Source organism: Enterococcus haemoperoxidus ATCC BAA-382 (genome assembly GCF_000407165.1).
Taxonomy (GTDB): Bacteria; Bacillota; Bacilli; order Lactobacillales; family Enterococcaceae; genus Enterococcus_L; species Enterococcus_L haemoperoxidus.
The window spans coordinates 400,497-426,206 of sequence record NZ_KE136480.1; the positions used below are offsets into that span (position 1 = coordinate 400,497).

25 protein-coding genes are annotated in these 25,710 nt (G+C 35.8%); 5 read left to right on the forward strand and 20 right to left on the reverse strand.

Translation table 11 applies throughout. From position 1 onward, the window contains the following. Window positions 1–227: 227 nt before the first annotated feature. Window positions 228–1,703 carry a helix-turn-helix domain-containing protein gene (locus tag I583_RS12615; protein ID WP_034683716.1) on the forward strand — a complete coding sequence of 492 codons (1,476 nt, stop codon included), beginning with the start codon at window positions 228–230 and terminating at the stop codon, window positions 1,701–1,703. 31 nt (window positions 1,704–1,734) lie between these two features. Here the strand turns inward: I583_RS12615 and I583_RS12620 are convergent, their stop codons facing one another. The 14 genes from I583_RS12620 to I583_RS12685 form a co-directional block, all read right to left on the reverse strand. Further along, window positions 1,735–3,249: a helix-turn-helix domain-containing protein gene (locus tag I583_RS12620; RefSeq protein WP_010761788.1), complete on the reverse strand. Its 1,515-nt coding sequence runs from the start codon at window positions 3,247–3,249 to the stop codon at window positions 1,735–1,737. A 255-nt stretch (window positions 3,250–3,504) separates the two neighbouring features. Then, window positions 3,505–4,434 (reverse strand): helix-turn-helix transcriptional regulator, encoded by a 930-nt coding sequence (locus I583_RS12625; protein ID WP_010761789.1) that lies wholly within the window; start codon window positions 4,432–4,434, stop codon window positions 3,505–3,507. Window positions 4,435–4,533: 99 nt separating this feature from the next. Next, on the reverse strand, window positions 4,534–5,028 hold the full coding sequence (locus tag I583_RS12630) for a YehS family protein (RefSeq protein WP_010761790.1): 495 nt from the start codon (window positions 5,026–5,028) through the stop codon (window positions 4,534–4,536). Continuing rightward, entirely contained in the window at window positions 5,025–5,288 is a 264-nt protein-coding gene (locus I583_RS12635) for a hypothetical protein (RefSeq protein WP_143139959.1), read from the reverse strand. Before I583_RS12635 ends, I583_RS12630 begins: the two co-directional genes overlap by 4 nt. Before the next feature lie 338 nt (window positions 5,289–5,626). Then, entirely contained in the window at window positions 5,627–6,739 is a 1,113-nt protein-coding gene (gene ald / locus I583_RS12640) for an alanine dehydrogenase (protein WP_010761792.1), read from the reverse strand. Between the two features lie 190 nt (window positions 6,740–6,929). Continuing rightward, window positions 6,930–7,919, reverse strand: coding sequence for a tagatose-bisphosphate aldolase (gene lacD / locus I583_RS12645; protein ID WP_010761793.1), 990 nt, complete (start codon window positions 7,917–7,919; stop codon window positions 6,930–6,932). Window positions 7,920–8,089: 170 nt separating this feature from the next. After that, window positions 8,090–12,058, reverse strand: coding sequence for an endo-alpha-N-acetylgalactosaminidase family protein (locus I583_RS12650; protein WP_010761794.1), 3,969 nt, complete (start codon window positions 12,056–12,058; stop codon window positions 8,090–8,092). A gap of 104 nt (window positions 12,059–12,162) precedes the next feature. Beyond that, window positions 12,163–13,155 carry a tagatose-bisphosphate aldolase gene (gene lacD / locus I583_RS12655; protein WP_010761795.1) on the reverse strand — a complete coding sequence of 331 codons (993 nt, stop codon included), beginning with the start codon at window positions 13,153–13,155 and terminating at the stop codon, window positions 12,163–12,165. 24 nt (window positions 13,156–13,179) lie between these two features. After that, window positions 13,180–14,358: an SIS domain-containing protein gene (locus I583_RS12660; protein WP_010761796.1), complete on the reverse strand. Its 1,179-nt coding sequence runs from the start codon at window positions 14,356–14,358 to the stop codon at window positions 13,180–13,182. An 18-nt stretch (window positions 14,359–14,376) separates the two neighbouring features. After that, entirely contained in the window at window positions 14,377–14,781 is a 405-nt protein-coding gene (locus I583_RS12665) for a PTS sugar transporter subunit IIA (RefSeq protein WP_010761797.1), read from the reverse strand. Window positions 14,782–14,797: 16 nt separating this feature from the next. Further along, window positions 14,798–15,607, reverse strand: coding sequence for a PTS system mannose/fructose/sorbose family transporter subunit IID (locus tag I583_RS12670; protein WP_010761798.1), 810 nt, complete (start codon window positions 15,605–15,607; stop codon window positions 14,798–14,800). Beyond that, the gene (locus I583_RS12675) at window positions 15,594–16,481 is read right to left on the reverse strand and encodes a PTS mannose/fructose/sorbose/N-acetylgalactosamine transporter subunit IIC (RefSeq protein WP_010761799.1); all 888 of its coding nucleotides are present in this window, start codon (window positions 16,479–16,481) and stop codon (window positions 15,594–15,596) included. Before I583_RS12675 ends, I583_RS12670 begins: the two co-directional genes overlap by 14 nt. Before the next feature lie 140 nt (window positions 16,482–16,621). Then, window positions 16,622–17,098 carry a PTS sugar transporter subunit IIB gene (locus tag I583_RS12680; protein WP_010761800.1) on the reverse strand — a complete coding sequence of 159 codons (477 nt, stop codon included), beginning with the start codon at window positions 17,096–17,098 and terminating at the stop codon, window positions 16,622–16,624. Between the two features lie 8 nt (window positions 17,099–17,106). Then, on the reverse strand, window positions 17,107–18,888 hold the full coding sequence (locus I583_RS12685; protein ID WP_010761801.1) for a glycoside hydrolase family 35 protein: 1,782 nt from the start codon (window positions 18,886–18,888) through the stop codon (window positions 17,107–17,109). A gap of 164 nt (window positions 18,889–19,052) precedes the next feature. On the opposite strand from I583_RS12685, the gene I583_RS12690 reads away from it, so the two are divergent. The 4 genes from I583_RS12690 to I583_RS12705 all read left to right on the forward strand — a co-directional run bounded on the left by I583_RS12690 (window position 19,053) and on the right by I583_RS12705 (window position 22,153). Then, window positions 19,053–19,760, forward strand: a complete 708-nt coding sequence (locus I583_RS12690; RefSeq protein ID WP_010761802.1) for a GntR family transcriptional regulator — start codon at window positions 19,053–19,055, stop codon at window positions 19,758–19,760. Between the two features lie 137 nt (window positions 19,761–19,897). Continuing rightward, window positions 19,898–20,836 (forward strand): 1-phosphofructokinase family hexose kinase, encoded by a 939-nt coding sequence (locus I583_RS12695; protein ID WP_010761803.1) that lies wholly within the window; start codon window positions 19,898–19,900, stop codon window positions 20,834–20,836. An 81-nt stretch (window positions 20,837–20,917) separates the two neighbouring features. Continuing rightward, window positions 20,918–21,208: a hypothetical protein gene (locus tag I583_RS12700; RefSeq protein ID WP_010761804.1), complete on the forward strand. Its 291-nt coding sequence runs from the start codon at window positions 20,918–20,920 to the stop codon at window positions 21,206–21,208. Window positions 21,209–21,226: 18 nt separating this feature from the next. Then, the gene (locus tag I583_RS12705; protein WP_010761805.1) at window positions 21,227–22,153 is read left to right on the forward strand and encodes a LacI family DNA-binding transcriptional regulator; all 927 of its coding nucleotides are present in this window, start codon (window positions 21,227–21,229) and stop codon (window positions 22,151–22,153) included. 81 nt (window positions 22,154–22,234) lie between these two features. Here I583_RS12705 and I583_RS12710 read toward each other — a convergent pair whose 3' ends face one another. The 6 genes from I583_RS12710 to I583_RS12735 all read right to left on the reverse strand — a co-directional run bounded on the left by I583_RS12710 (window position 22,235) and on the right by I583_RS12735 (window position 25,590). Next, on the reverse strand, window positions 22,235–22,633 hold the full coding sequence (locus tag I583_RS12710; protein ID WP_010761806.1) for a DUF1801 domain-containing protein: 399 nt from the start codon (window positions 22,631–22,633) through the stop codon (window positions 22,235–22,237). A 12-nt stretch (window positions 22,634–22,645) separates the two neighbouring features. Then, window positions 22,646–23,173, reverse strand: coding sequence for a GyrI-like domain-containing protein (locus tag I583_RS12715; protein ID WP_010761807.1), 528 nt, complete (start codon window positions 23,171–23,173; stop codon window positions 22,646–22,648). A gap of 86 nt (window positions 23,174–23,259) precedes the next feature. Beyond that, the gene (locus tag I583_RS12720; protein ID WP_010761808.1) at window positions 23,260–23,985 is read right to left on the reverse strand and encodes a YebC/PmpR family DNA-binding transcriptional regulator; all 726 of its coding nucleotides are present in this window, start codon (window positions 23,983–23,985) and stop codon (window positions 23,260–23,262) included. 217 nt (window positions 23,986–24,202) lie between these two features. Further along, window positions 24,203–24,403: a hypothetical protein gene (locus tag I583_RS12725; protein WP_244264897.1), complete on the reverse strand. Its 201-nt coding sequence runs from the start codon at window positions 24,401–24,403 to the stop codon at window positions 24,203–24,205. A 91-nt stretch (window positions 24,404–24,494) separates the two neighbouring features. Then, window positions 24,495–24,887, reverse strand: coding sequence for a YxeA family protein (locus I583_RS12730; RefSeq protein WP_010761810.1), 393 nt, complete (start codon window positions 24,885–24,887; stop codon window positions 24,495–24,497). A gap of 199 nt (window positions 24,888–25,086) precedes the next feature. Beyond that, window positions 25,087–25,590, reverse strand: a complete 504-nt coding sequence (locus I583_RS12735) for a VanZ family protein (RefSeq protein ID WP_010761811.1) — start codon at window positions 25,588–25,590, stop codon at window positions 25,087–25,089. Window positions 25,591–25,710: the final 120 nt, after the last annotated feature.

Here is a 25,710-nt window from a genome sequence, read left to right on the forward strand (position 1 = left end):
TTATGTTTTTTATTTAATATAATATCGTTTTTATACATAACTCTTAAAAATAATATTATATTATTTCGTTTTATTTTGTTTCCAATATCGTTTGCCCCCTGAGAAGTTATTGAAATATCATTATATTTTTTAAATAAATGCTAATAATATACGCTTAGAAACTATCCGTGTTATGATAGTTTCAAGATTTTAAAAGGAGTTGTTCACACAACATGGAAACTATTTTTATGAAGAAAAATGAAACTCTTCGTTTTGAGCTATTAAAGCAACTCCTGTATGCTAAATCTGGCGCAACTTCACAACAAATGATGGATTTTTTCACTCTCTCAAGTAAAACGTTTTATCGTTATAAAAAACAACTCAGTGATGATTTAAATACTGTATTCCCACAAGGTGACGTTACGATCCAGAAGAAAAAACTCCTTTATGTCATTGAACTAGCGCCTTCACTGACATTTAGTTATGTTCTCGACTCTATGAGACTTTATTACATAAGAATCTCACAAAAATTTTCAATTCTTGAAGCCGTTTTAAAAAGACATTATATTTCTGTTGAAGCATTAGCGCAGGATCTGAATTTAAGTCCCTCTCATGTTTACTCGAATTTAACGTTTCTTAATAAGCTCCTACGTCCTTTTGAATTGAAAATTTCTTTTTCTCCCTCTATTTATAAAACAAATTTTCAAGGAGCTGAACTAAATATCCGAACTTTAGGATTTGTATTGTTTTGGAATGTTTTTAAAGGGTTAGAATGGCCTTTTGAGAAAACACCAAGTTCTTACAAGACACTTCCTTCAGCTGTGAATGATCAAAGACTTTCCCCTTCACAGCAAACCAGAATTAGATATTTTCAAAACGTTACTTACTGGCGTACGATATACAGAAGAGAAAGTTTAACTCTATCACAAGAATTTAAGGATTATCTTGTCTACTTTGAATCAGTAGCACCTACTAAATTATTTTCAAATTTAGAAAATGTAGATCTTGAACAAATCAATCTGAAAGATGAAGCCTTTTTCTTTGGCTTTTTATCAAGATTCCTTGTTGCAAATATAGATTCAATGGAAGAAAGACAAGTGATTACCCAATCACTTGTCCAGTCAAAGTTACCATTAGCTGAGCTGACCACACGTACTTTAGACAAGCTTTTAACTACGTTTAAAGTGAAGCTATCCCCTGATAGTTATCTGGAAAACTACTATTTATTAATTATCTGCTTGATTTATATCCGTTTTATTGGAATCAATTTCAGAAAATTTCTTGTTGACGATACAACGGTTTCTAAAGCAAATTGGTTTTCTTCTGATGAATCATCTTATCGTTCTTTCGTAAAAGAGACACTTGGCAAAGAACCTTTAATACGCAAACACTTGAATGCTGGTCTTGTCTCTTTTATGGCAAAATTTTTCAACTCTATTTTGAAAAGTGGAGAAAGAGATGCTAAGTTACGAATCTTCATTCAGCATTCTAACAATCATTTTATTTATGACTTTGTTAAGAATAATCTACTCACCATTTTTGGGGATACAACGTTAGAATTTACGTTTGATGTAGGGGACGCCGATGTGATTATTTCTGATGCTTTTGAAGGAGAAGACTCTAACGAAAAAACATTTCATTTTGAACATTCCCATGATCAAGTCTCTTGGAGAGAATTGATTCTTTTTATCAGTGGAAAGATTTATACATTGCATAATACTTGAGCAACTATCGTTATTGAAAACTACCACTACTCTAACCTAAATACAGGTGTCGATCATCGTAGTGTTCAATGATTTTTTTCCCAATCTCTTCCAATAACAATTCCAAGTCTGAACTGTTAGAAAAAGAAGAGATGAATATTTCTTTGGCTTTACTGTTCTTTTCTGTTAACTCGATATCTGTCACGATAATATCTGGAGAACCCTGTTGGTTTTTGACAAATTCTATCTTGTCACTAAACAGTAATTCGATTTTCTGCGATATGATTGGACCTACGAATACTTTGGAATTTTGAATTAGAATACGTACTTTAGGGAAATCAACTTGCATAAATTTCACTAAAATTGTATATGTCACAAGGTAAATATAATCGGTCAATGTTTCTTGTGATGTATATTTTTTGATTGCTTTAAAAAAAGAACCATATTCTGTTTTCGTGATTAGTTTTTCAATGACCATCTGAATATTCTGTTGGATTTTTTTTTCTGTTGGATCTGCATAAAAGAAGTTTTTTTCATCATAAATATAGTAAAACAGCTTGGGATCAATGAAACACGTCTCCATCAACAAGTGCATCATATCGAGTTCTTTTCGAAGTTTCCAATAAACCATCGGCGTGCTATTACCGTGAAAGAACGTCTCGATCAGTTTTTCAGCTAACATATGACTATATTTCACTAATTTGAAATTTTCCTCATTGAAAAATTTCTGATGTTCTTCGATCACAAATACTTCTCCATCCACTAAACGTTCTTTATAAAGCAATAGTAAAGCAGCGCTTGTTTCATCCCAAGATTGTTTTTCTGGACGATTTTTCTTTAGGTGAAAATACTCAAAAAATACTTTTGTGTACATTCCATCCTGAAATCGTTCAGATAAAGCAGTCAGGATAGATTTTTTCACCACTTTTTTTTGGCTGATACGAACGTTACAAATAAAGAGTAATAAACATACTTGTCTTTTTCTTATACAATTCAAGCTTTCCCAGCCTTGTATTCTCTCACTAAAATAAGCCCTCATTTCGTTATAACTAGCTTGATCAAAATCCCAATTGTTTGACGCATTGAAAAAGAATAGAAAAAAGAAATTTCGAATTCGTAACTCGCTTCCTTTGATCTCATTTTTTCGTGTCAAACTTAACCCACATTGATTTAATATCTTTTGAAGTTTACTTCGATTACGTGAGAAAGTTGCTGGACTGATAAATTCTAAATCACAAAATGTTATCGCATCGATTCGTTCCATTAGAAAAATATGCTTGATCATTTTATAGAGAATGGAGGTCTTTAAGTATTTATTGCTAATACTGACTAAATCAATATTACTCGCATATACGCCTTGTACCGTATTATGTATGTAGGATACTTCAAACCGTTCTTTAGAAACAGTTAACTCTTGCTCGAATTGTTTAATAATAAGTGAAACTGTTTTCTTTGAAAATTTGGTTGCTTCTGCTATTTCTGATAAACTTACTTCCTCTCTTCTATTGGCAATAAAACTTAGGACATTGATTCTTCTGTCGTATACTTCATCTAAAAAAATCCGCATATTTTCACCTTCTTTTTAACTTTTAGATTTCTTTTTCTTAATAAAATTTATATCGTAAATATCATACCTGTTTAATATAAGTTTGTTTTTCTTTTACTTCTTACCCCTCAAACATTTATGAAATCACAACTATTTATATTAAATTAATTTTTATATTTTTTTTATTTTCTTTAGGTGATTTTTTCGACAAAAAAATGGAATATAGATAAAAGTAGCATCAAAAAAGAACGCCCTAACGCTCTCTTTTGATGCTACTTAACAATCATTCTGGTATGTTTCATTCAACTTGATTATTTCCTGTTTATGCAGCTCTTTCAATTTTTCTGGTGCAATCACTCTTACACCGTTGCCAAACATCAGTAAAAAGGGGAGGATTGTTTTTTGCTGATTTGCATAAATCATTACGTCTACATGGTTATCTCCTACTTCAATTTCATCTTCTGTGTAATAATCATACAGTTTTCCTAAATCTTCTTTTTTAAAACGTAATTGGATCAACTCTCCGTCAGATTCAATGAGTCTTGAGTTAGAGTATTCAGTAGGTTCAAATGTCATCTTTTGAATCGTAAGTTGCCGAATACGCGTGACTTTAAAATACCTACATGCATCTCGTTCCTCACAATACGAGTAGATATACCAGCTACCATTCATCAACATCAATTCATATGGGTGAATCGTTCTTTGAGTATGATCACCTTTGTTGTCCACGTACCAAATCGTCATCTTCCGATTTTGTTTGAGAGAAAGATTGATCTGATTGATTTTCATTTTTGTTTCGGCTTCAATTTCTGGTCGATGCATCGTTGGTGACTCAAAAGAGAATTGTTTTTTGAGTTGCCTTTTTTGGGTTGTTTTTTCTTGTATTAGTGTAATTTTTTCTTTGATTGTGTTTTGCTGATCCGAAATTCCGAATAAACCTTCTTGGATATTTAGCGCATTAAGAATATCTTGCTTCTCTTCCCCACTATAAGTGTATGTTCGTAATTTGAAAGAATCTACCAGAGAGAACCCACCATTGCGTCCTGGGTGAGAAATAATCGGAAAACCAGCTAATTCAATCGTTTCGATATCTCTAAAAATCGTTCTTTTGGTCACGTCAAACCGCTGAGCCAATTGAGCAGTTGAAACAAGCTCATTTTCTAGCAGTAGAACGATGATTGCCAGAATTCGTTCGATTTTCTTCATGTTGCTTCCTCCCTTAGTCAGAAAAAGGATAAAACTAGAGTTCGTTACTCTTGTTTCATCCTGATAATAATTTTTATTTTTGTTTCACTAGTTGATTGATTATTCCCGATACTTGATCGCTAAACCTTTCAGGAAATTCCTTGCATAGCGGTCGCCGCATTCCTTGTAATTTCGGTGTCCTTCTTTTCTTAAAATTGCACTTAATTCACTATCCGAAGCGTAAACTCCAGCCAATCTTAGCACATCTAGCATATCATCACTTGTAAGTGTTAAAGCTATTTTTACTTTTTTAAGCAACACATTATTGACGTTACTTTGGCTCGTGATCAAGAATGTTGGTTTAGGTGCCACACCATTTTTAACAGGTGGTTTACCTCTTTTATACGTGATCAGACCGTTTAAGAAAGCTTCTAGTGTGCGATTGTCGCAAACGGCATCTCGTGGAAGTTCGTCTTCTTCATTTTGTTTTGTTAATAAAACACGTAACTCTTCTCTTGTGATTTCTAGATCACCTAATTTAAAAATTTTGATCATATCTGTATCTTTAATGTCTAACGCATAGCGTAAGCGAATCAATATATCGTTATTATTCATCTTTCTCCTCCAGAAAACGTATCATTATTTCTTAGTATAAAGCTTTCTTTCAGAGATTGCATCAATTTGTTGTGATTCGTCAGAATAAATGAATGACAGATTTCAACTTGGGTAAGTTCCACGGTACATACATAGTTTAAATGTGATCGAAGTTTGTATGCAAAAAAATGTTGAAAAACAGCTTTTTGCTGGCGCTTCAACATTTTTTCTAATTCTTTATTTTGCTGATACATTCTTATAGTGGGACGCCAATTACGCAATGGACTTCCCCTTTGCACAATCATTTACTAAGAAAGCTTCTAATACTTGGTAAAATGGTGTCACTGGTGAATGATCCATTAATACTTTTTGAGCATCCAGCAATGGATCCCAACGATTTTCGTTTTTGGTGGCATAGGTTGTTGCTGATTCTATTAGTAATTGATCGAATTCTTCATTGCTGAATTTACCATAGTTTTATTCTCCGCTTGTTCTGAACAATTGCTACTACATCGTCTTCAAATCCAGAAACGCCTGATGCATTGGATAAACGTTCAATTGCATGTAAAGATTCAGTTTTTATCATTGGAATACGAATTCTCCTAATAAATTAAATTATTTATAAAACGGATTGAACAAAAGAATAGGGTAAATTCAAATCAGTCGCAACTGCCTGATTCGTCATCGCACCGTTCAGCGTGTTAACACCTGCAAGTAATGCTGGATTTTGTTCTACGGCTTGTTCAAATCCTTTATTCGCTAATTCTAATACATATCGTAATGTCGCATTGGCTAAAGCAAATGTTGCGGTTTGCGGAACGGCTCCCGGCATATTCGCAACAGCATAGTGAACCACACCATATTTAACATAAGTTGGGTGTTGATGCGTGGTTACTTCATCGATCGTTTCAAAAATCCCGCCTTGATCGATAGCAATGTCGATGATCACAGAATGTTCTGGCATTGAAACAACCATTTCTTTTGTGACTAAAACAGGTGCCTTATGTCCTGGAATCAAAACTGCCCCAATCACAAGATCTGCGTCTTTGACTGCTTCTTGTATGTTGAAGTGATTTGAAACAAGCGTTTTGATTGCTCCGTTGAACTGATTATCGATCTCTTGCAGTTTTTTGATATTGACATCTAAAATCGTAACATCTGCACCAAGTCCAAGCGCGATCTTCGCTGCATTACACCCAGAAATCCCACCGCCGATAATAGTCACCTTACCTTTTTTCACTCCTGGAACGCCGCCTAACAAAATCCCTTTTCCTTCTGGAACTTTTTCTAAAAATTGGGCGCCGATCTGGGCCGCCAAACGTCCAGCAATTTCACTCATTGGTGCTAACAAAGGTAATTCTCCATTGGCTAATTGAACACTTTCGTAAGCAATCGCTTTCGTTTTTTTCTTCATTAATTCTTCAGCTAATGGTTTATTGGCTGCTAAATGAAGATAGGTGAATAGCATCAAATCTTCTCTTAAGTATTGATACTCTTCTTTTAATGGTTCTTTTACTTTTAAAACTAATTCTTGGGCCCAAGCTTCTTTAGCAGATGCTACAATTGTTGCACCAACCGCTACATATTCTTCATCATGGATCGAAGCACCTAACCCCGCATTAGTTTCAACAAAGACTGTATGACCATGTTTAATGAGATCTAAAACTCCAGCAGCTGGTAAGGCTACTCGATTTTCGCCATTTTTGATTTCTTTTGGAATACCAATTTTCATTATTCAGGATCCTCTCTAACTCATTACTTAGCATTATATTTTATACGCTACTTACTAAATTATAGTTTAATGAAAGTTCATCCGCAATACATAGAAAAAAATTAAATTTTCTCTTTATTTTTTAATCCTTGATTTACATAAAACATCTGAAATAAATCTTTGATCGATTTATTTCAGATGTTATTTATTCTTATCCAACTTCCACCTTTGAACGCCAGGATGTTCCGCAACGTTCTACTATTTCATTTAAGGTTTCAATATTTTCTTTTCCTTGTGTGGCAAACCAATCACGACCTGCTGCTTCACCTTTAGCAGCAAACGGCTTGACCCCTTCACGCCAAGTAGCCCGTCCACATAGGACACCACTAAATTTAGAACCCGCTTCTTTTGCAAATTCCAGTGTTTCTTGGAATAATTTTGTTGAAACACCGGCACTAAGAAAAATAAATGGCAGTTCCGTTAATTCACTCTGTTTTTTAAAATAACCTAGAGCTTCTTTTTTACTATAAACCACTTCATTTTCTGCAAAACCTTCTACATAATTCATGTTAACTGGTACTTCCATTTTTAATACATCGATATGATACTGAGGTTTAGAAAATTCAATCATTGATTCTAGAACCTTATGGGGCTTTACTCTCGCAAAAGAAGCTGAACTGGAATCAGTGATTTCTGTGTCGTAAGTCACAATTTCCACAAAGAGCGGAATATCTTCGCCTAAACATTCGCTACCTAGACGTTCAACAAAAACATGTTTTAAGTGATTGATTGCTGCTGGTTCATCTGGATCATAATATAATAGAAACTTGATAGCATCTGCCCCAGCAGCTTTTAAACGAGCTACTGACCAGTCTTCTAATAAATCCGGCATTCTACCGGGAGTTGAAGTATCGTACCCCGTTTTTTCATAAGCCAATAATAAGCCACAATTGTGATCCCGTACTTTCGTTGCTGGCAAGCCGTACTCTGGATCAAGTAAGATCGCAGAAGAATATGGTGTTAACTCTTCAGAAGCAACTTTTTTAAACTCAACAATTTCTTCTCCTGTCGTCATTGTACTTGCTGTAGCAATCATTTTTTTCAGCGAGCCTCTTTGATCGATCGCTAACGCTTCGATCAGACCTTTTTCATTCGATAAACGATTCAAAGCATCCATTTTTGCTTGACTGATTTTGATCATTGTAATGACTCCTTTGCTCTTTTTTGAGGCAAAACCTCTCTTACTTTTGAGTATACTCGCTGATATTTAGAAAAACAAAGAAGAAGACTTTATCATCAGGAACGTAAAAAAGAGCTTAGTGATATGCTGCATTTTTTGCGCTTATCCACTAAGCTCTTACGGTATTCAACTTACTTTGTCGTTTTGACTGTCACGGTAAAATTATCAATGACCAAGTCATACGCGCCTCCAGTTGTATAAATACCAAATGTGGTATTTCCTGAAGCATCACCAGTAATTTCTGCTTCATATTTTTTAGTTTTTCCATCTGCCGATGTCGGTAAAATTGTGCCAACTTTTTTAAGATCTGAAAGTGATTTAAATTCACCTGTCACAGACCCTGCAGAGAAAATATCTTTTCCATCTGTTTGGTAATCAAAGCTTACTGTGTATTTTTTACCTGCTTCAAATTTTATGTTTTGCGGAGTCGTTTGAAGCATCAAACCAGTCCCTTGCTTGTGGGCTTTTAAGGACCAATTGCCTGATAATACATCAGATACTTTATTTCCATTCCAACCGTATTGCGTATACGGTTCGTTTTTCTCTGATAAGTGTATTCTTGGATCTTCCACACCACCAGCTTGCCCTTTGACAAACGGGAACAATCCAATTGCTTGGGTATCTTCAAAATCTTGTTTGATAATGGTTTCACTCGTTGGATTCATTACATCTGTTTGTCGTTCGACGATTCGAATATCATCAAATTTTGTTTTGTTGGTTCCTGCTTCTGCTGCTAGAGTAAGTGTTACTTTTTGCGCATTTTCCGGAACTACAAAATCGACTCTGGCATTTTGCATATATTGGGGATATTTGCTGCTGGTATGATTAATATCCGCTTGAATATAGTTTTGAACGACAGAATTGGTATAATCTTTGGTATATTTTTTCCCGTCGATTTCCATTGTTATGCTCGCTTTTCGGTTATGCGTTTCAGTATTGACGTATGCACTGTACTTTCCTGCTTTGGGTACTGTTAAGTCTTGCTTGATCGTCATTGCTGCTTTTCCGGCATTGAGAACATAGTCACCATTTGGGTCTTTAATGACTGTTGCATCTCCTTGAATGACTTGCCAATTTTTAGCCAATGTATCTTGCTCATTGAATCCAGGATCTTTCACAGGTGTTCCTGTGCCAAATTTTACTGGTTCAACAGTCGCTGGTTCAGCAATTATATAAGGTGTTTTTGCTGCTGCTTGAATCGTTACTTGGTTTCCTGTTATATTAGCTGCTCCTTTATCTTTTCGACCTTGATCCGTTAGTTCGTATACATGTAAATTCGTTTTTGCTTGCAATTCGTCTGGAATCGTCCATGTTGTAGAACCGCCTGTCTCATTCCAATGATATAACTTCAGTTCTTTATTGACTGTCCAAGGTAACAGATAGGTGCTCCCTTTTAATACGTCAACGTTATTTAGCGTTATGCGTTTTTGATCACTGGCATCTTTCTTTGTTACAACTACTTTATCATTAGCACTTGCCAGTTTGATCGTACCATATATTTGACCTTCGGCTGAAGTCGTTGTATCCCAGTTTGTGATTTGGTAATGTTGTAAGAATTTTGTTGGAATATTGATTGCAAAGGTTTTATCTTTATACGTATTGAAATTGGTTTTTCCAACCCAACCTTCATATGCTTCAAACTCTGCTCCACCTAATAATGGATTATCAGATATGATCCATGTATCTTTTTGATGATTACGGATAAAACGCACAATATTACTGTTAAATCCTTTCGTTGAGGTTCCTCCATATGCTTTTTCGGCGGACCAATGATTCCAAATCGAATCATATTCTAGTGCATTTGGAAACTCATTTGCTGTAATCCAACCCAGTCCATTGATTTCTTTACTTAATTGGCGGCTTAACCAACCTGCTTCACCTTGATTTCCCCAGACATCTACATAAATATAATCCAATTTCGGTACGTTTTGCTTCAATTCTTTGAAACGTTCCAAACGATTCCCACTGATTGTATCTGGGCGTTGTTTGATGAAATAAGATGGGTCTAACCAATCCCAGCCTCGTTTGGTTGGATCGACTAACTCTTCACTAAAGTGTTTTGCTTCTGGATAAGACTCGGTATCATTGACATGTACTCCAAAAATCGCGTTAAGCTTATGACCTTCCTCAATCAATTGATTCAGATCATTTACTCCACCTTGACGTTTACCAACTTCGCCATAATCTGGATGTGCTGAATCGTGTCCTTCATTTTGATAGCCTTTTAATAAGTTCATTTGCCCTAATCCATCTGTCAGGTTATACACTCGTTTTGATTCATCCAACGTTACTGAAAATGGATTTGTTGCCTGGCTGGCAAAGTTGAATGGAATTCTTTGATTGACTAATTCCGGCACTTTTTCAGCACCAACAGGATTGTTCATAATAGCGCGATAGCTTATTGCTGCATCTTGCCAATCAACTTTGCCATCACCATTTAAGTCTTTTGCAAATTTGACTTTCACCTCGGGTATATCACCTGTTAAATAAGTGTTCGGCGCATCAAACGGGCGGTAGGTCCATGAGCCACTCCATAATGATGTCACATATCCAGCCGCTGTTTCTTTTGTTTGTTTATAGATACGATTATTATCGCTGTTATCAACGGTGCCATCACCATAAGCATTGGTCCAAAAACTTGCAGCATAATCATTCGTATTTAAGAAACCATACATATACTGCTTTGTTCCAACTTCATTTGATGATACTAAGTTCTGGAATGTATCTCCGTTTTTATTGTTGTTGTTCGCATTCGTTCCTGTATTCATGACAACCCCAGAAAATGCTGCTCCTGCATCGGTACTATTTACTGAAAGCATTCCTTGATTTGCAATAGCCAATGTATGGATTTTTGTCGTTCCTTCTTTGATATCCGTTATTTTCATTGCCATTTCCAGACCGTCAGAAATAGTAAAACTCACTTTAAAACTCAAATCGATTGCTGGCACTGTTACTTGATAGATTGCCTTATTTTTTGCAGTAGTCTGTTCTTTCACCGCAGTTGCTTCGTAGGGTTTCCCATCAATCAAAACTTGATTGTTTTTTTCTTGCTGACCTTTAAAAATAATTTTGTTATCGCTTGGATTTTCGTAACGAATCACTCTTGGAAATTTAGGGTCTAAAACAGCAGTAAGGTCTGCAGATGAAATTTTATCTCCTGTTTCAATACTACCTTCATCAATGACCGTTATTGTCGCTTTAGCTTTCAAAGCTGTTCCAGTTACTGTTCCCAATACATCAAAACTACCGACTTTTTGGTAAGATTCTGGTGCAATTGGGTCCCACGAAACAGACTCATCTTTTTGAATGCCAGTATTGTAGGTTGTTTTGACAGTTGTAGGTAAAATTGGTGCTACACCAATTTTGGTAAAAATCTTACTAGGTGCTATTTCGGTAATTTCAGGTATTATCTCAGGAATCGTTCCGCTATCACCATTTTTAAAATATTGATAGGTGACAGACTTTTGGTCGTACCAAGTTCTAAAACCGATGCGCCCGGCTGTCGTCGGAATTTTAGCTCCATTAGCCAAGACAGGTTCTCCGTCATAAAATTGAGTACCATTTAGCCAAATCGTGATTTTTGTTCCAACATAACGAACTTTTAAAACGTAAGTCGTATCAGCCACTAATGTTGGTCCAGAAAGATTATCGTTCCAAGATGTTGGACTTTCAACGAGCCATTTTCCATTTACATTATAGCCAATAAAAATCCAACTATCTTTAGAAGCACCTCTAACAACGACACCCGTTCTGCCTTCTCCTGAAGTAAATTTAAATGACGTTTCAATCTCGCCATCTGCTTTTTGAGGCGAATCTAAATTGATCGATACCGCATTATTGCCAGATTCTGTCTTTCTGAAAATGTCTAGTGCGTTACTTTTTAAGGTTCTATTGGTTCCGCCAACTAAATCCTGCCAATTGCCTAATTGTCCATTTTGAAAATTTGTTTGCCAATAATTTTCTACAGCTTTTGGTTCTGCAACGATCTGAGATTGATTTTGACTACTGTTCTCATCCGCCAAAACATCGGTTGACCCCAGCAAAATCCCACAAGTCATTAAAGCTAAGATGCTAATAGATGTCGTATACTTTTTTTTCATTCTTTTGTCACTCTCCCTCTTTGAATACGTTATCATTTAAAAATGGGCAACGTTCTTCGCAACAGTCTATTTCAATACACTTTATTTCACTTATTCCAACTCGTTTACGCTATTACTTCTACCTTGTCATGCCAAGAACTTGCTGTTCGTTCGACGACTTCATTCAATTGTTGAATATGGTCTTTTCCTTCAGTACGCAACCATTGACGAGCTGATTCTTCCCCACTTTCAACAAAGGGCGTTACTCCATCTTTCCAAGTAGCACGTCCGCATAATACACCGTTAAACGTCGAGCCTGCTTCTTTGGCAAATTCTAGTGTATCTTGGAACATTTTAGCTGTAACACCTGCACTTAGAAAAATAAATGGTAACTGGGTCGCTTCACTTTGTTGCTTAAAATATGTCAGTGCTTCTTCTCTGGAATAAACAGCTTTTTCTGACCCTATTCCTTCAACATAATTCATATTGACCGGGACTTCTACTTTCAACACATCAACTTTATATTGTGGTTTCGAAAATTCCTCCATCATCTTGATGACTTTTTCAGGTTTGATTTTTGCATATTCGCTAGACAAAGCATCTGTAATTTTCGCATCATAAGAAATCAATTCTAAATAAAACGGTATATCTTCACTGAAACATTCACTTCCCAACCGTTCCACAAAGATATGTTTTAGATGATTGATTTCTTGTGATTCATCCGCATCATAATACAATAAAAACTTAATTGCATCGGCACCTTTTTCCTGCAAACGTATAACAGACCAATCCCCTAAAAGATCTGGTAATCTTCCTGGTGTTGATGCATCATATCCTGTTTTTTCATAAGCTAGTAACAAACCAGCCTGTTGGTCTCTTGATTCAGCTGCTGGTATCCCATATTCTGGATCTAATAAAATAGCAGAGGCAAATGGCGTCAATTCTTGTGAAACCATGGTTTTAAAATCAATAATATGCTGCTCAGTAGGTTCTTTTCCTAAAGCTTTGATCATTTTTTTCAATGCGCCTCGTTGATCGATTGCTAAAGCTTCAATAATTCCATCTTTTGTTGATAAACGGTCCATCGCTGCTTTTTTACTTGCTGTCATTTTTAGCATTTATTTCTCCCTCGTTTTTTTATTTTAGTCATGATAATCGTAGATTTTGACCCCTTTTACGACACGATTGACAGTCCCTGTAGCAGAAGGTGTATCTGGTGTATTGTTTACTTTTAACGAACTATGGATTGCAATCGTTTGAGCAAATAAAACGTATGGCAAGACCAAGTAAGCTTCGGGTAATTCTTTGCCTGTTGAATAGGTAAAACGTTGTCCTGAGAAATTATCCTTGCCTTCTACATCGAGTGTGATAATCCTTGCTGCAATCTTATCTGCTTTTATTTCTTCTGCGATATCCAAATCATATTTTCTCGTATACGAGTCATTTGTTACAAAGACAAAAACCAGTGTTTTCTCGTTGACGAATGATTTTGGCCCATGCCTAAACCCAATCGATGAGTCAAAAATAGTTGCTGTTTTTCCAGCTGTTAGTTCAAGAACTTTTAATTGTGCTTCTCTTGTCAAACCAGCTAAACTACCAGAACCAAGATATGCTATTCGGTCAACTGAACCGTCTAGTAATTTTTCAATTTCAGACTCTCTTGTGATAACTTCTTCTCCCATTCGGATCGCTTGTTGGGCAAACAGTTGTTTTTCATCCATACTACTCGTGTCAAAAATCAAGAGAGCACTTAGCAACATACAGGTGAAACTACCTGTCATCGCAAATCCTAAATCATTGGATTTTTCAGGCATTAATAGTAACAAATTATTGGTATCTCCTACCGCTTCTAGCGCAAGCTGACCATCTCTTGCACATGTAATGGTGATTTGATAGAGCTTTTTAACCAGCTGTTTGGCTAATTTTACCGTTGCGACTGATTCTGGTGAGTTACCGCTACGAGCAAAAGATACTAATATCGTCGGCACCTCTGTTTGTAAATAATCATAGGGATTAGAGACAATATTCGTTGTCGGTATACTTTCAAAAATAAAATCTGCTGTATTTCCTTTGTGGTTTAAATAAGGCGTAATTGAGTCACCTACATAGGCAGATGTACCTGCTCCTGTAAAAATCACCCGGATTTTTTTGCCTTTTTCGGTTTCTACAATCGTAGCAATAAATTGTTCTATTTTTTTGCGCTGATCGTTATGGTTATTAAAGGCTTCTTGCCATAGATTTGGTTGCTGTTTTATTTCTTGTGTTGTGATCAAAGCGCCGATTTGTTCAAGTGTTTCTGGGGTTTCTTTAAATAAGTCCATGTTGTTTTATACTCCTATCTATTCATCTTCATCATCAAATGCATCTGCCGCTAATAATTCGTTGACTTTGACCGTACTTTCCTTTGCCTCTGCCACAAAATCGCTTTGGCTTCCTAACAAATTTGCATTAACAAAACTGATGACCATCGGCAAATTCATTCCCGCATACAATTCAAATGAGGCACCATTCATTATTTTTTTTGATAATATATTGCAAGGCGTTCCACCTAATAAATCTGAAAAAACTATAAAATTCTCTACTGATTCTGTGATCTTTTCAAATTTTTCTAAGAACTCTTTTTCACCTTCTTCAGCCAACAAAGGTACAGTATAAATATTTTCTTGTTCGCCCATGATCATCTCCGCACTGGCTTTTAGCTCTGTACAAAAGTTGCCATGACTGACTAATAGTAAATTATTCAAACCTAGCGCCTCCCAACTATTTTGAAATGACACCTAAAGCAGATAACGCAACTGAAATAATCAGTACGATAAAGATTGCTCTAGTTGACGTGATATTCTTTTTGCCAAGTAACCAATACACACCACCAACGATTGCAGCTGGCAATAATCGAGGCATGATCATATCTACATTATTTTGAACATTGATCGTTAAATCTCCAATTGAAGGAGCCCAAGCAAAATGCACATTGATCATCGTTGCGACTAAAGCCCCGACCATAAACACACCCATCAATGTCGCAGCATTTGTCATCGCTGTTAATCTACTTTGCATAGTCGTTACTAAAGAGATTCCTTCTTTATAGGCAAATTCCAGTTGTTTCCAACGAAATACCATAATCGCAATTTGTGCAGCCATCCAAATAAAGGCACCGATTGGATTACCGTTGACCGCCATATTGGCAGCTAGTGCTCCAAAAATAGTTGGCACTAATGCCCCAAAAATTGAATCTCCAATTGCGGCAAAAGGTCCCATCAACCCAACTTTGATCCCAGCAACAGAATCCTTTGCAGTGATTCCTTCTTTTTCTTCAATCGCTAAATCGATTCCTGTAATGATTGTATTCAAAAAGTTACTTGTATTAAAAAATTGTGCATGGGTACGCATCATTTCCTTTAATTCAGGTGTATCGTCACCATACATTTTTCTTAGTTGAGGTAAAATCGTATACAGATAACCTGAACCTTGCATTCTTTCATAGTTCCAACCTAACTGGAACGTGAATAAACTTCTTTTATTGATTTGGTTAAAGTCTTTTTTCGTTAATTTATAGTTAGATTTCGTCATCTTCGATCTCTCCTTCATCGGTGTCTTGCGAATGATCTTTTACAACAACAGGCTGTGCAATTGATTTTTTATATTCATTTAACGCTAATGCAAAACCGATCATCGCAATCGCAAGCATCGGTAAATTAGTAAACATTGGCGCAAAATCTTTCGCTACACCTGCAACTGCTCCACCTAATAATTGGATATTGCCAAATACAGTGGTTAAAAGAGCTGTAAGCACAAACCCTAAAATCAAATAAGATAAATGTTTTTTAACTGGTAAGTATCGTAATAAAATTGCAAAACCGACAGCAGGTAAAACAGCTCCTGCAACTGATAATCCATCACCTAACCATTTTAGATCCGTATTCAAATAACCAACCACATTATCAACAAAACCGCCACCGAAACTTAGAGCAAAAAATACTGGTAACGCTCTTGAAAGGGCCCAAGGTAATGCTCCTAATAAGAAATTACGTTCAATCCCCTTATAATTCATCGCTTCAATATTGCTATCTATTCTATGAGCAAAAAATGTATTCGTAAAACGACCAAGAATATCCATTTGAATCATCAAACTCGCTACTGGCACCGCAATCGCTGCAATCGCTTGTTCTGGGTTCATACCTAACCCGATTGAAAATGCTGTTGCTAAAACAGTCCCTGAATTGGCATCGATTCTGGAAGCGCCACCAAATGTTCCTACACCTAAAATCGTCAACTGCATACTTCCACCAATAATCAGACCTGCAGTTACATCCCCCATAATAAAACCTGCCACCAAACCTGCAAAAACAGGTTGACTAAATGCTGAATAAATCTGTAGCTCGTCTAAAATTTGATACCCTGCATAAAGCGTTAATAATAAAATTTGCCACCATTGAATTGCCATTGATATTCCCCCTAATTTAAAAGTATAGTGGGCTCGTTTAGTCTCGAATGGAAAATAGGAAAAATCGACTGAGGTGTTTTTTGCCTCATTCTATTTTTATCTTTTTTTCAAGAAACTAACTCGCTCATAAAACACATTCCCTATTTCAATAAACTCATAAAGTCTTCTGATTTATCACTCGGCACCATTTGTGAAATTAATTTTACACCTGCAGCATCTAATTTTTTAAACTCTTCAATATCCTTTTCCAATACGTTGATCGACTTAGTGATTGCTTTAGAATGCTCACTTTGCGACATATTGCCAACATTTATTTCTTTGATTGGAACGCCCAATTCAACTAATTTTAATAAGCGATCAGGTTTTCTAGCAATGATCAATAGCCTTTGCGAATCATATTTCCCAGCCAAAATATTAGCGGCGGCTTTTTCTATCGGCAAAACACTTAATTTCACACCAGACGGCGTTGCTAATTTTAGCCCACTCTTTTCAATCGCATTTTCTGATACCTCATCATCAACAACCATAATGCGACTAATATCTAATTTTGTTGTCCAAAGATTAGCTACCTGTCCATGAATCAATCTCCCGTCGATTCTCACTGCAATAATACTCATCTTCTTCACTATCCTTCCTGTATTTCTTTGTATTTTGGCTGCTTATCAAAATTAAGTTCTGATGCCCACTCTCCTTCTGTTTCAAATACAATGATCTCATTGGCGCCTGTTTTCAAGACAGATGCTGGAACGTACAGAGAAAGTGTCGGTCCTACATTCCAAAATCTACCTAAATTAAATCCATTGATCATCACCACTCCTTTGCCAAATTTTTGCAAATCAATAAATGTATCGGCAGGATTCTCCACAGCGAATTCATAGCGATAAAATGCTGGTGTTCCTTCGATCCACGGTTGCTTGTAATCAATATCGTCAAGTTTTGAGAAATCAATATTGTATTGATCCCATTCACAAATAAAATGCAAATCTGCCATAACACCAGTACGAATTCCTTTTCGTTGTGTATCCGCTAACAATTTATGCCCGTAATTCACACGTCCCATATTTTCAACTAGAATATCCAACTGATTTCGTGCTTCATTTGGGTGGCAAAAGATTTTTTCACCAATTTCATCTCGATATTGTGTCGCAATTTTCGCTTGATTTAAAAAGACATGAACACGATCACTTGCGTCGATCACTCTTATAAACTCTTCATCGGAGTGTTTAGAAATCTTCGCTCTGTACAGTACGTAGCCATAATTTTGGTTTAATTTCTCCATATTCTCAGGATATTTACTTGATTTATGCTGTGAAATCAACTCTACTACAGAAAATAGACTGACCTTTTCTTTCAATTGAGCCACAGCTGGCTCCAAGACTGATTTTCTAAGTGGTTCTGATTGTTTTATATCAGGAAATAACGCATGGACTTTCCTTTGTACAGCGAAAAATTTTTCTGTTGGGTTTCCTTGTTCATCTAGTAAAGCATCATAATCATACGATGTTATCTGCGGTAAATCTTTACGCCCTCTTGCTGAGCAGCCATTCATGAAACCAAAATTGGTACCACCGTGAAACATGTAAAGATTGATACTGCCTAATTCTAAAACCTCTCCAACCGCATCTGCTAATTCTTCAGGATCTCGCTTGATAATTTCCTCACTCCAACGATTGAACCAACCGTCCCAAAATTCCATACACATCAACGGCCATTTTTTTCCATGACGTTGGTGAAGATTCCTCAATTGAGTGAAATTCTCTTTGGCTTTTGAACCAAAATTACCTGTGCTTAAGATATCTTTCTCTAAAAACATACCAGATGTCTGCGCTTCATCCCAAGCACCATCTGAGGTGAAAAGTGGTACGTTGACCTGATTTTTTCTCATTAAGTTATACATAGCCAATAAATATTCTTTATCCTCACCATATGATCCATATTCATTTTCCAACTGCATCATAATGACAGGTCCACCTTGATCGACTTGCAGCGGACTAATTTGTTGAAACAATTTTTCATAATAGTTTGCTACTTTTTCAATAAATAGAGGATCACTAGAACGATTTCTCATATCAAGATCGTTCAATAACCAAGCAGGTAACCCTCCAAATTCCCACTCTGCACAAATATAAGGGGATGGACGTAAAATAACGAATAATCCTAAGTCTTGTGCCAAATATACAAATTTTTGAATATCTAGATGCTCCGTAAAATCAAATTTTCCTTCTTCTTGTTCGTGTAAATTCCAAGGAATATATGTTTCCACTGTATTAAATCCTAAGGCTTTCAAGTTGTATAACGAGTGATACCATTCTTCTGGTCTAATTCTAAAATAATGTATAGCCCCTGACATGATTTTATACGGTTTCCCATCCAGTAAAAAATCCTCTTTCACTTCAAATGTATGCATTCCGACCTCTCCTTTAAAACGCTTCCAGTTAATATATTAACATATTAACTTCTTTGCGTAGGATTTGTCAATAAATATCTTTTTTATTCTGTATCATTAAAAATCATGGCTATTTTTCAACATTTAACTTATTATATTAAGTAAGAGAAAAATGGAGGTGTGCTATGAAAATCCCAAAGTATCAGCAAATAAAAAATGACTTACTAAACAAAATAAAATCCGGCGAATTTGAGCATGGTGATCGTTTTTATAGTGAGAACGAGTTGATCAAATTGTATAATGCAAGTTCTATCACTGTAATCAGAGCGATCCAAGAATTAGCATCAGAAGGCTATCTGGTACGTTATCAAGGTAAAGGAACATACGTCTCACGTTCTAGAAAAAGAAAACTGGTTGAATTTACAGATATAGAAATTTTTGCAGGTAAAACTGAAACTGTTGAAGTTATCAGCATCGTAGAAGAATCTGATCCAACAATCCTTGAAGAGCTAAACTTACAACCTGACCAAACATACAGACGAATCACCCGAGTTCGTAAAGTCGACGATATTGCTTTTATTTTGCATTTTACTTATATGCCAAATCAATTTATCAATCCTGAGATACAAGAACTAAGTTACTATGACTCAATTTACGAGAGATTTAAAACAGAATTTGGGATCCACATGTATGATGAGCATGCAACTGAAACAAACGAAATTTTATTTCCTACACCAAAAAAAGTGGCAAAACTTTTAGCTATTTCAGAAAGTGAACCTGTCGTTTTCCAGAAAAAAAAGACAACCTTACAAGATGGAACAGTAGCAGAATATGTTGAAAGTTATAAAAAATGGGACTACTATAAAATCGAATTCTCAACCTATGAAATGTGATGCTCGACACATGTTAGAAACGCGCTTGCAATACGTCCTTCGTTTCTTATATGTGTCATTTCCAAGCTAAAGAATGAAACCGCTTAATTTTCTTCAGATCGTTTATTATGTCAATAACATTTAAGGAGTTGTTCCAAATGATTCATTTGATTTGCCCAAATCCAGCCATCGACCGAACACTTTTAGTAGAAAATTTTACTTCTGAACGACCTAATCGCCCTTATGAAGTAAAAGAATTTGCTGGCGGGAAAAGTTTTAACGTCGCTTATGCACTAGACTTTGAAGATTCGACTGTTCCTTACTGCATCCATACGATTTTAGGCGGGCGAAATGGCGCGTTTTTAAAAGAACTTGCCTCAATAAAAGATATTCATTTAGAAATAACCGATGTGGATGTCAATACACGATTTTGCACTATCATTGTAGATACAAAGACCCATAGAATTTATCCCATTTATGAAAATAGTTTCGTGTTGAATCCCCTTTTATTAAACAAATTTACCAAGCAATTACTAAATACGATCCAACCAAAAGACACCGTTGTTTTTTCCGGGTCCTTAATGAAAGGAATGCCTGATGATTATATTGCCCAGATTCAAAATCAATTAAAAGGGCAAAATATTCGCTTTTTCATTGATACTAGTGGTCCCGCTTTGGTTGAAGCTTATAAGGGAAAACCTGATGTGATCAAAATCAATGATGAAGAACTAAATGATTTAGTTCCTGATCGCACCTTTAAAGAGTTAGAGGATTATGTCAACTTTCTAAATTCAGAAACAGCAGCAGCCATTCCCTATTTCATCGTCACACTTGGGGAAAAAGGGGTTATCGCAAAATTAAATCAACAGATTTATCATCTTTTTGTCCCACCAGTTCAGGCGAAAAACCCAATTGCCTGTGGTGATTTCTTTTTAGGTGGATTGGTCAAATACCTGACATTAGGGTCCTTAAAAGATATTGATGTCTTAAAAAAAGCGGTTAGTTATTCAACAGCTAATGTGCTTAACTGGTTCCCTGAAATGAAACAGCTTGATATCGATCGAATCGAACAAAAAATTATCATTAAAAAGCTATAACAAAATAAATACACTCATTCCTCTTGACCTGATACGCGTTTCATACTTTATAGTTGAAAAAAAGACAGGAGGAATCGATTTATGATGAATGGTATGCTTGAATTAACTGATTTCTTAGGACTCGATTATTACTTTGTTTCTTTATCAACTGAAAAAGGAGTACTTGTGATTCGTAGTTTGAATAACTATTGCAAACCAATTGATAAAGCAGTAGAATTGGCTAAAATAGACGGATTAACGTTTGGAGAAGAAGGCGAGCTTGATTTTATTTGCTTTGATTATGAAGGAGAACATTTTCACTTTATTGATTACGGAAATCACTTGATGCCTTTTTTAAGCCGGATTCTGCGTTCTGTAAGCGTTAGTTACTAGGTTTGAAAGGAGTCATTTATGGCAAATATTCGTGATATTGCCAAGCTATCTGGTTATTCAGTCACTACCGTTTCTCGCGTTTTAAATAATCATCCTTATGTATCTGAGGAAAAACGAGCAAAGATATTGAAAATCATGCACGAACTAGATTATATACCCAATGCCAAGGCGCGTGATTTGAGTAGTGGTAAATCAAAACATATTGCGGTCATGATCCCTTATGCCAACCACCCTTACTCTGATAAAATCGTCAGCGGTATCTTGAATGCTGCGTTTGACGAGGGCTATAAAGTGACCTTACTTCCAACTAATTATGATCCTGACATCGAGAAACACTATTTGGATGAATTAGCTGCAAAAGCTTGGGACGGTATGATCATTACCTCAAAAAAAGTTTCTTTTGAAACCATTACACATTATCTAAAATATGCACCGATCGTTTGTTGTGAAGATACGGGTAATTTCCCTATTTCCTGTGTTTCAATCAAACGTGAAGCATCCTATGTTGATCTTTTTACAAGTTTGAAAAAACAAGGCTATCATAAAATTGGTTTAACAGTCGGACGTACTGAAAAAGAAAGTGCTAGTACTGGATTGGTGTTACAAGCTTACAGTGATATCATCGGCTATTTTGATGAGTCAATGATTGTTAGAAACTGCCGTACATACGAAGATGGTATCCAAGCGGGAATTCATTTTGCACAGTTAAAAGAACTTGAAGTGATCGTCACCAATGGCGATGATGTTGCTGCTGGTATTTTACAGCATGTTTCTCGAGACCAGGTGACAGTGATTGGAGAGGAAAATTTACTTTCCAGCAGACTGCTTAATTTTTCGACGATCGATCACCATATCGATCAGTGTGGGGAAGCGGCTTTCCATCTTTTGTGGGAAGAAGTAAGAAGAACGGTGTCCATTCCTTATACATTTATTAAACGCCAATAGGATCATCAAGCTCTATTTACGCCAACTAAAAAGGAACTATACAAACCCATTATCTGTGGTATTGTATAGTTCCTTTTTAGTTTATCTCTTATGATATGTCAATGCTTGCTCAATACAAAAAGTCAGTTCATTGACTGGTAGTTCTTTTTCAGGATCAATAACAATTGCTCGATTCTTAGAAAACTCGAAAACATCACTAAATAACGCTCTAAATTCCTCTACTAAAGTCGTTTGACAGTGAAAGAAGACCGCGATTTTTTCATCACCAAAACGATCGATACGGATTGGACTGCCTGACTTGCTTACTTTCGTTGCATAAGAAGGCTGATGCCATTTTAAACTTTCTTCTAACTCACCAACAACAGTTAAATTCGCTGCTGTAACAAAAATCAGATCACGAATTGCCAGTAAAGGTTTTCGATATTCTTCAGGATAACGTTCAAAAACAGTTGCAACACTTACATCAGTGATTTCTTTCATTTTATCCCTCTTTTACTGTTTTATAGGTATCCATAATTCACAGAGATAATCTGCCGCTTCCATGTCTCCAAGCGGATAAAACTCTATTCTCGGAATCTCAGTATTTTCCAAAATTGACTCATCTAGCCACGGTGCATACTTTTTTTGTTTTAATTGCATCAAGTTATTAAGCTCAAAAGGCTGGTTTTCATCGATGGCCTTAATTCCTGCTGAAATCGCGCCGATACACTTAAATATTGCCCAAGAGGAGGCTGGAAATGGGCGATCATTTAACTCGTTTTTAGCAGATTCCTCATGATTTACACTTGTTCCAATCGTATAGTTAAATTGTTCTTTTTTACTCTCATTACTATCAGAAACACCTAATACCCCCTGGACACTGCCATCTGAGATAGACACCAGCTGATTGATTTTTTCGTCTGTCAAATTTGACCAGAAGTGTGATATTGCATAGAAATTTTCATTGTTTTCGATCTTAGCTATTTCTTTTGTGTATCCTCTAACAGTGAATGCTGCTTTTTGCTCAACTCGATAATTCATCGTATCATCCTCTTTAACGTGATGACTATAAATTAACATAAAAATGATGACAACTTTATGTCATCATTTTCACTATTTCTAAAGAATCACCTATCAGCTGAAGTGAAAACTTCTGATACATCATCGTCTTCTTCTAGTTTATCGATCAGAATTTGTAGTTGTTCTTGTTGCTCTTCTTCCAGTTCTACCAAGGTTTGCGGCACCATCGTCAATTCCGCTTGTGCCAATGTATAACCATCTTTCTCTAAGGTATCTCTGACTGTAGTAAAATCTTCTGGTGCCGTATAAATTTCAAACACTTCTTCAGATGTTTCCAAATCCTCTGCGCCTGCTTCCAATACATTTTCAAACATCGTATCTTCATCAACCGAAAGACCTGAGCGCTCAATTGCGATATACCCTTTGCGATCGAACATATAACTCACGGAACCTGTTTCACCTAAAGAACCGCCATTTCTAGTAAAAGCAACTCGGACATTCGTTGCTGTACGATTACGATTGTCTGTCAAAGCATAGACTAAAATCGCTACCCCCGCTGGTCCATATCCTTCATAAGTAATCTCGTCATAGTGCTCATTTTCTCCCGCACTACTGGCTTTTTTAATTGCGCGGTCAATATTATCATTAGGCATATTAGCCGCTTTGGCTTTATCCATAACCAATCTTAACGCTGCATTAGTTGCTGGATCTGCTCCTCCTGCTTTAGCCGCCATATAAATTTCTCTTGATAATTTTTGAAAAATCTTTCCTCGTTTCGCATCCTGTGCATTTTTTCTACCTTGAATATTTTTCCATTTACTATGCCCTGCCATTGTTATTCCTCCTATTTTAAAAAGTGTATCTTGCTCATCCAGCATCTTATCTTTTTTCCGAAAGACTCACTCTTAAAGCTAGATAATCTAATTTAATTTATTACCTTCTATTTTACTATTCTTCCTAATAGTTGCAACCTTTACTCTTATTTGAGACAGATTACAGTAAAAAAGGTAAGACACCTATTGAAATCGGTTGTCTTACCTTTTTTTCATTTTAATCAACAACATCTAGCTGTAAATTCACATCACGCAAGCTGAACATTTCTCCATCTTTAAATGGAATTGTACATTCTTCTTGCGCTCCGCTCAATAATTGAATATTGATGCACTCTGTATCTGGAAAAATTCGATAGGCCAACATCCCTAAGCTTGGGATCGTTGCAGTATCTCTTGTCTGCTTTTTATTAATAATCACACGTTCCAAATTTAATCACTCCTTACTTATAGATTATAGAAGGATTTCTTTTGAATTAGACTATTTTCTACGTAAGATTTTTTTCATTTAACTATAATAAGGGCAATATTTCTTTCGACAAATCTCGTTTATCTATTTCTTCCCAATCCAAAACTTTCTGACCTTTAACAGTGAGTTTAAGGAATTTGTCTGGGGTTAACTTTTTCCCAAACGAAATATATTCTAGTTTCCGCTTTTGTCCATTATTAGTGTAACAATTTTGAATATATGCAAAATTTTCTATTTTTGTGACTGCATCAGGATATTTGTACTCATATTTTTCTGTTGTCTTAGTATAAAGAGTTGCGGTCTTGACCAACGGATTAAAGTGATCGATCATAGCTGCAGCAGTCGAGGTATTATTGTACGTATAAATTCTCAGCCCCATCACACAGATTCCCATGATGACGATTATCGCCAATACTGATTTGCAGAACTGTTTCATCAGATGCCACTCTCTCCTTTTCGTCTAATTTCATCTACTCTACTCATAGTAGAATATTTTCATTCTATGGACATCCAGCTAGAGACTGATTTTTTACTTAAATTATAAAAATAAATGAAACAATCCTCTGAATATCAAAGTATCGCTCCATTTATTTAAAAAACTGAATTATTATTTCAGACGCTCATTAGTACTTCACTTATTTTTTCTTCAATTTTTTGATACCAATCACAAGTAAACAAAGAACCACTGCCGTAAGTGCGCCGATAGAATCCAGCATCACATCCTGAAATAGTGGTGTCCGACCACCTGTCAGCATTTGATGGTATTCATCCAAACCAGCATAACCTGTTGCTGTAAGCCACGCAACAACACCAATTAAAAGCGGTTGTTTGATTCTCATATTTAATCCAATAAACCAGCTACCACCTAATAAAAAGTATGTCCCAAAATGAGCACCTTTGCGAATAAAGAACTCCACAAATTTTGCATAACCTCGTGCTTGAATGCTTACTTCACTTCCAGCATAGCTAAATGAGATGCCTTTCAATTGTTCCTTAAATGGATGATTACTCAATAACTTGTCCAACAATCCAACTTGAGATTGTAGTTCGTATGTTTGAGAAGAACTATAAAATAAAACTGCCATAATTAAAAAGGCCAGAAATATATAGAAATTACTATTTTTCAACTGTTTTTTCAATTTGTCACCTCGTTTCAATTACTATCATTATAGTAGTTTTTTATAATAAAATAAACAATCGCTCAATCTTTTTTTCTTATGATATACTAGAAGAAATAGAATTAAGAAAGAAGGAATCAG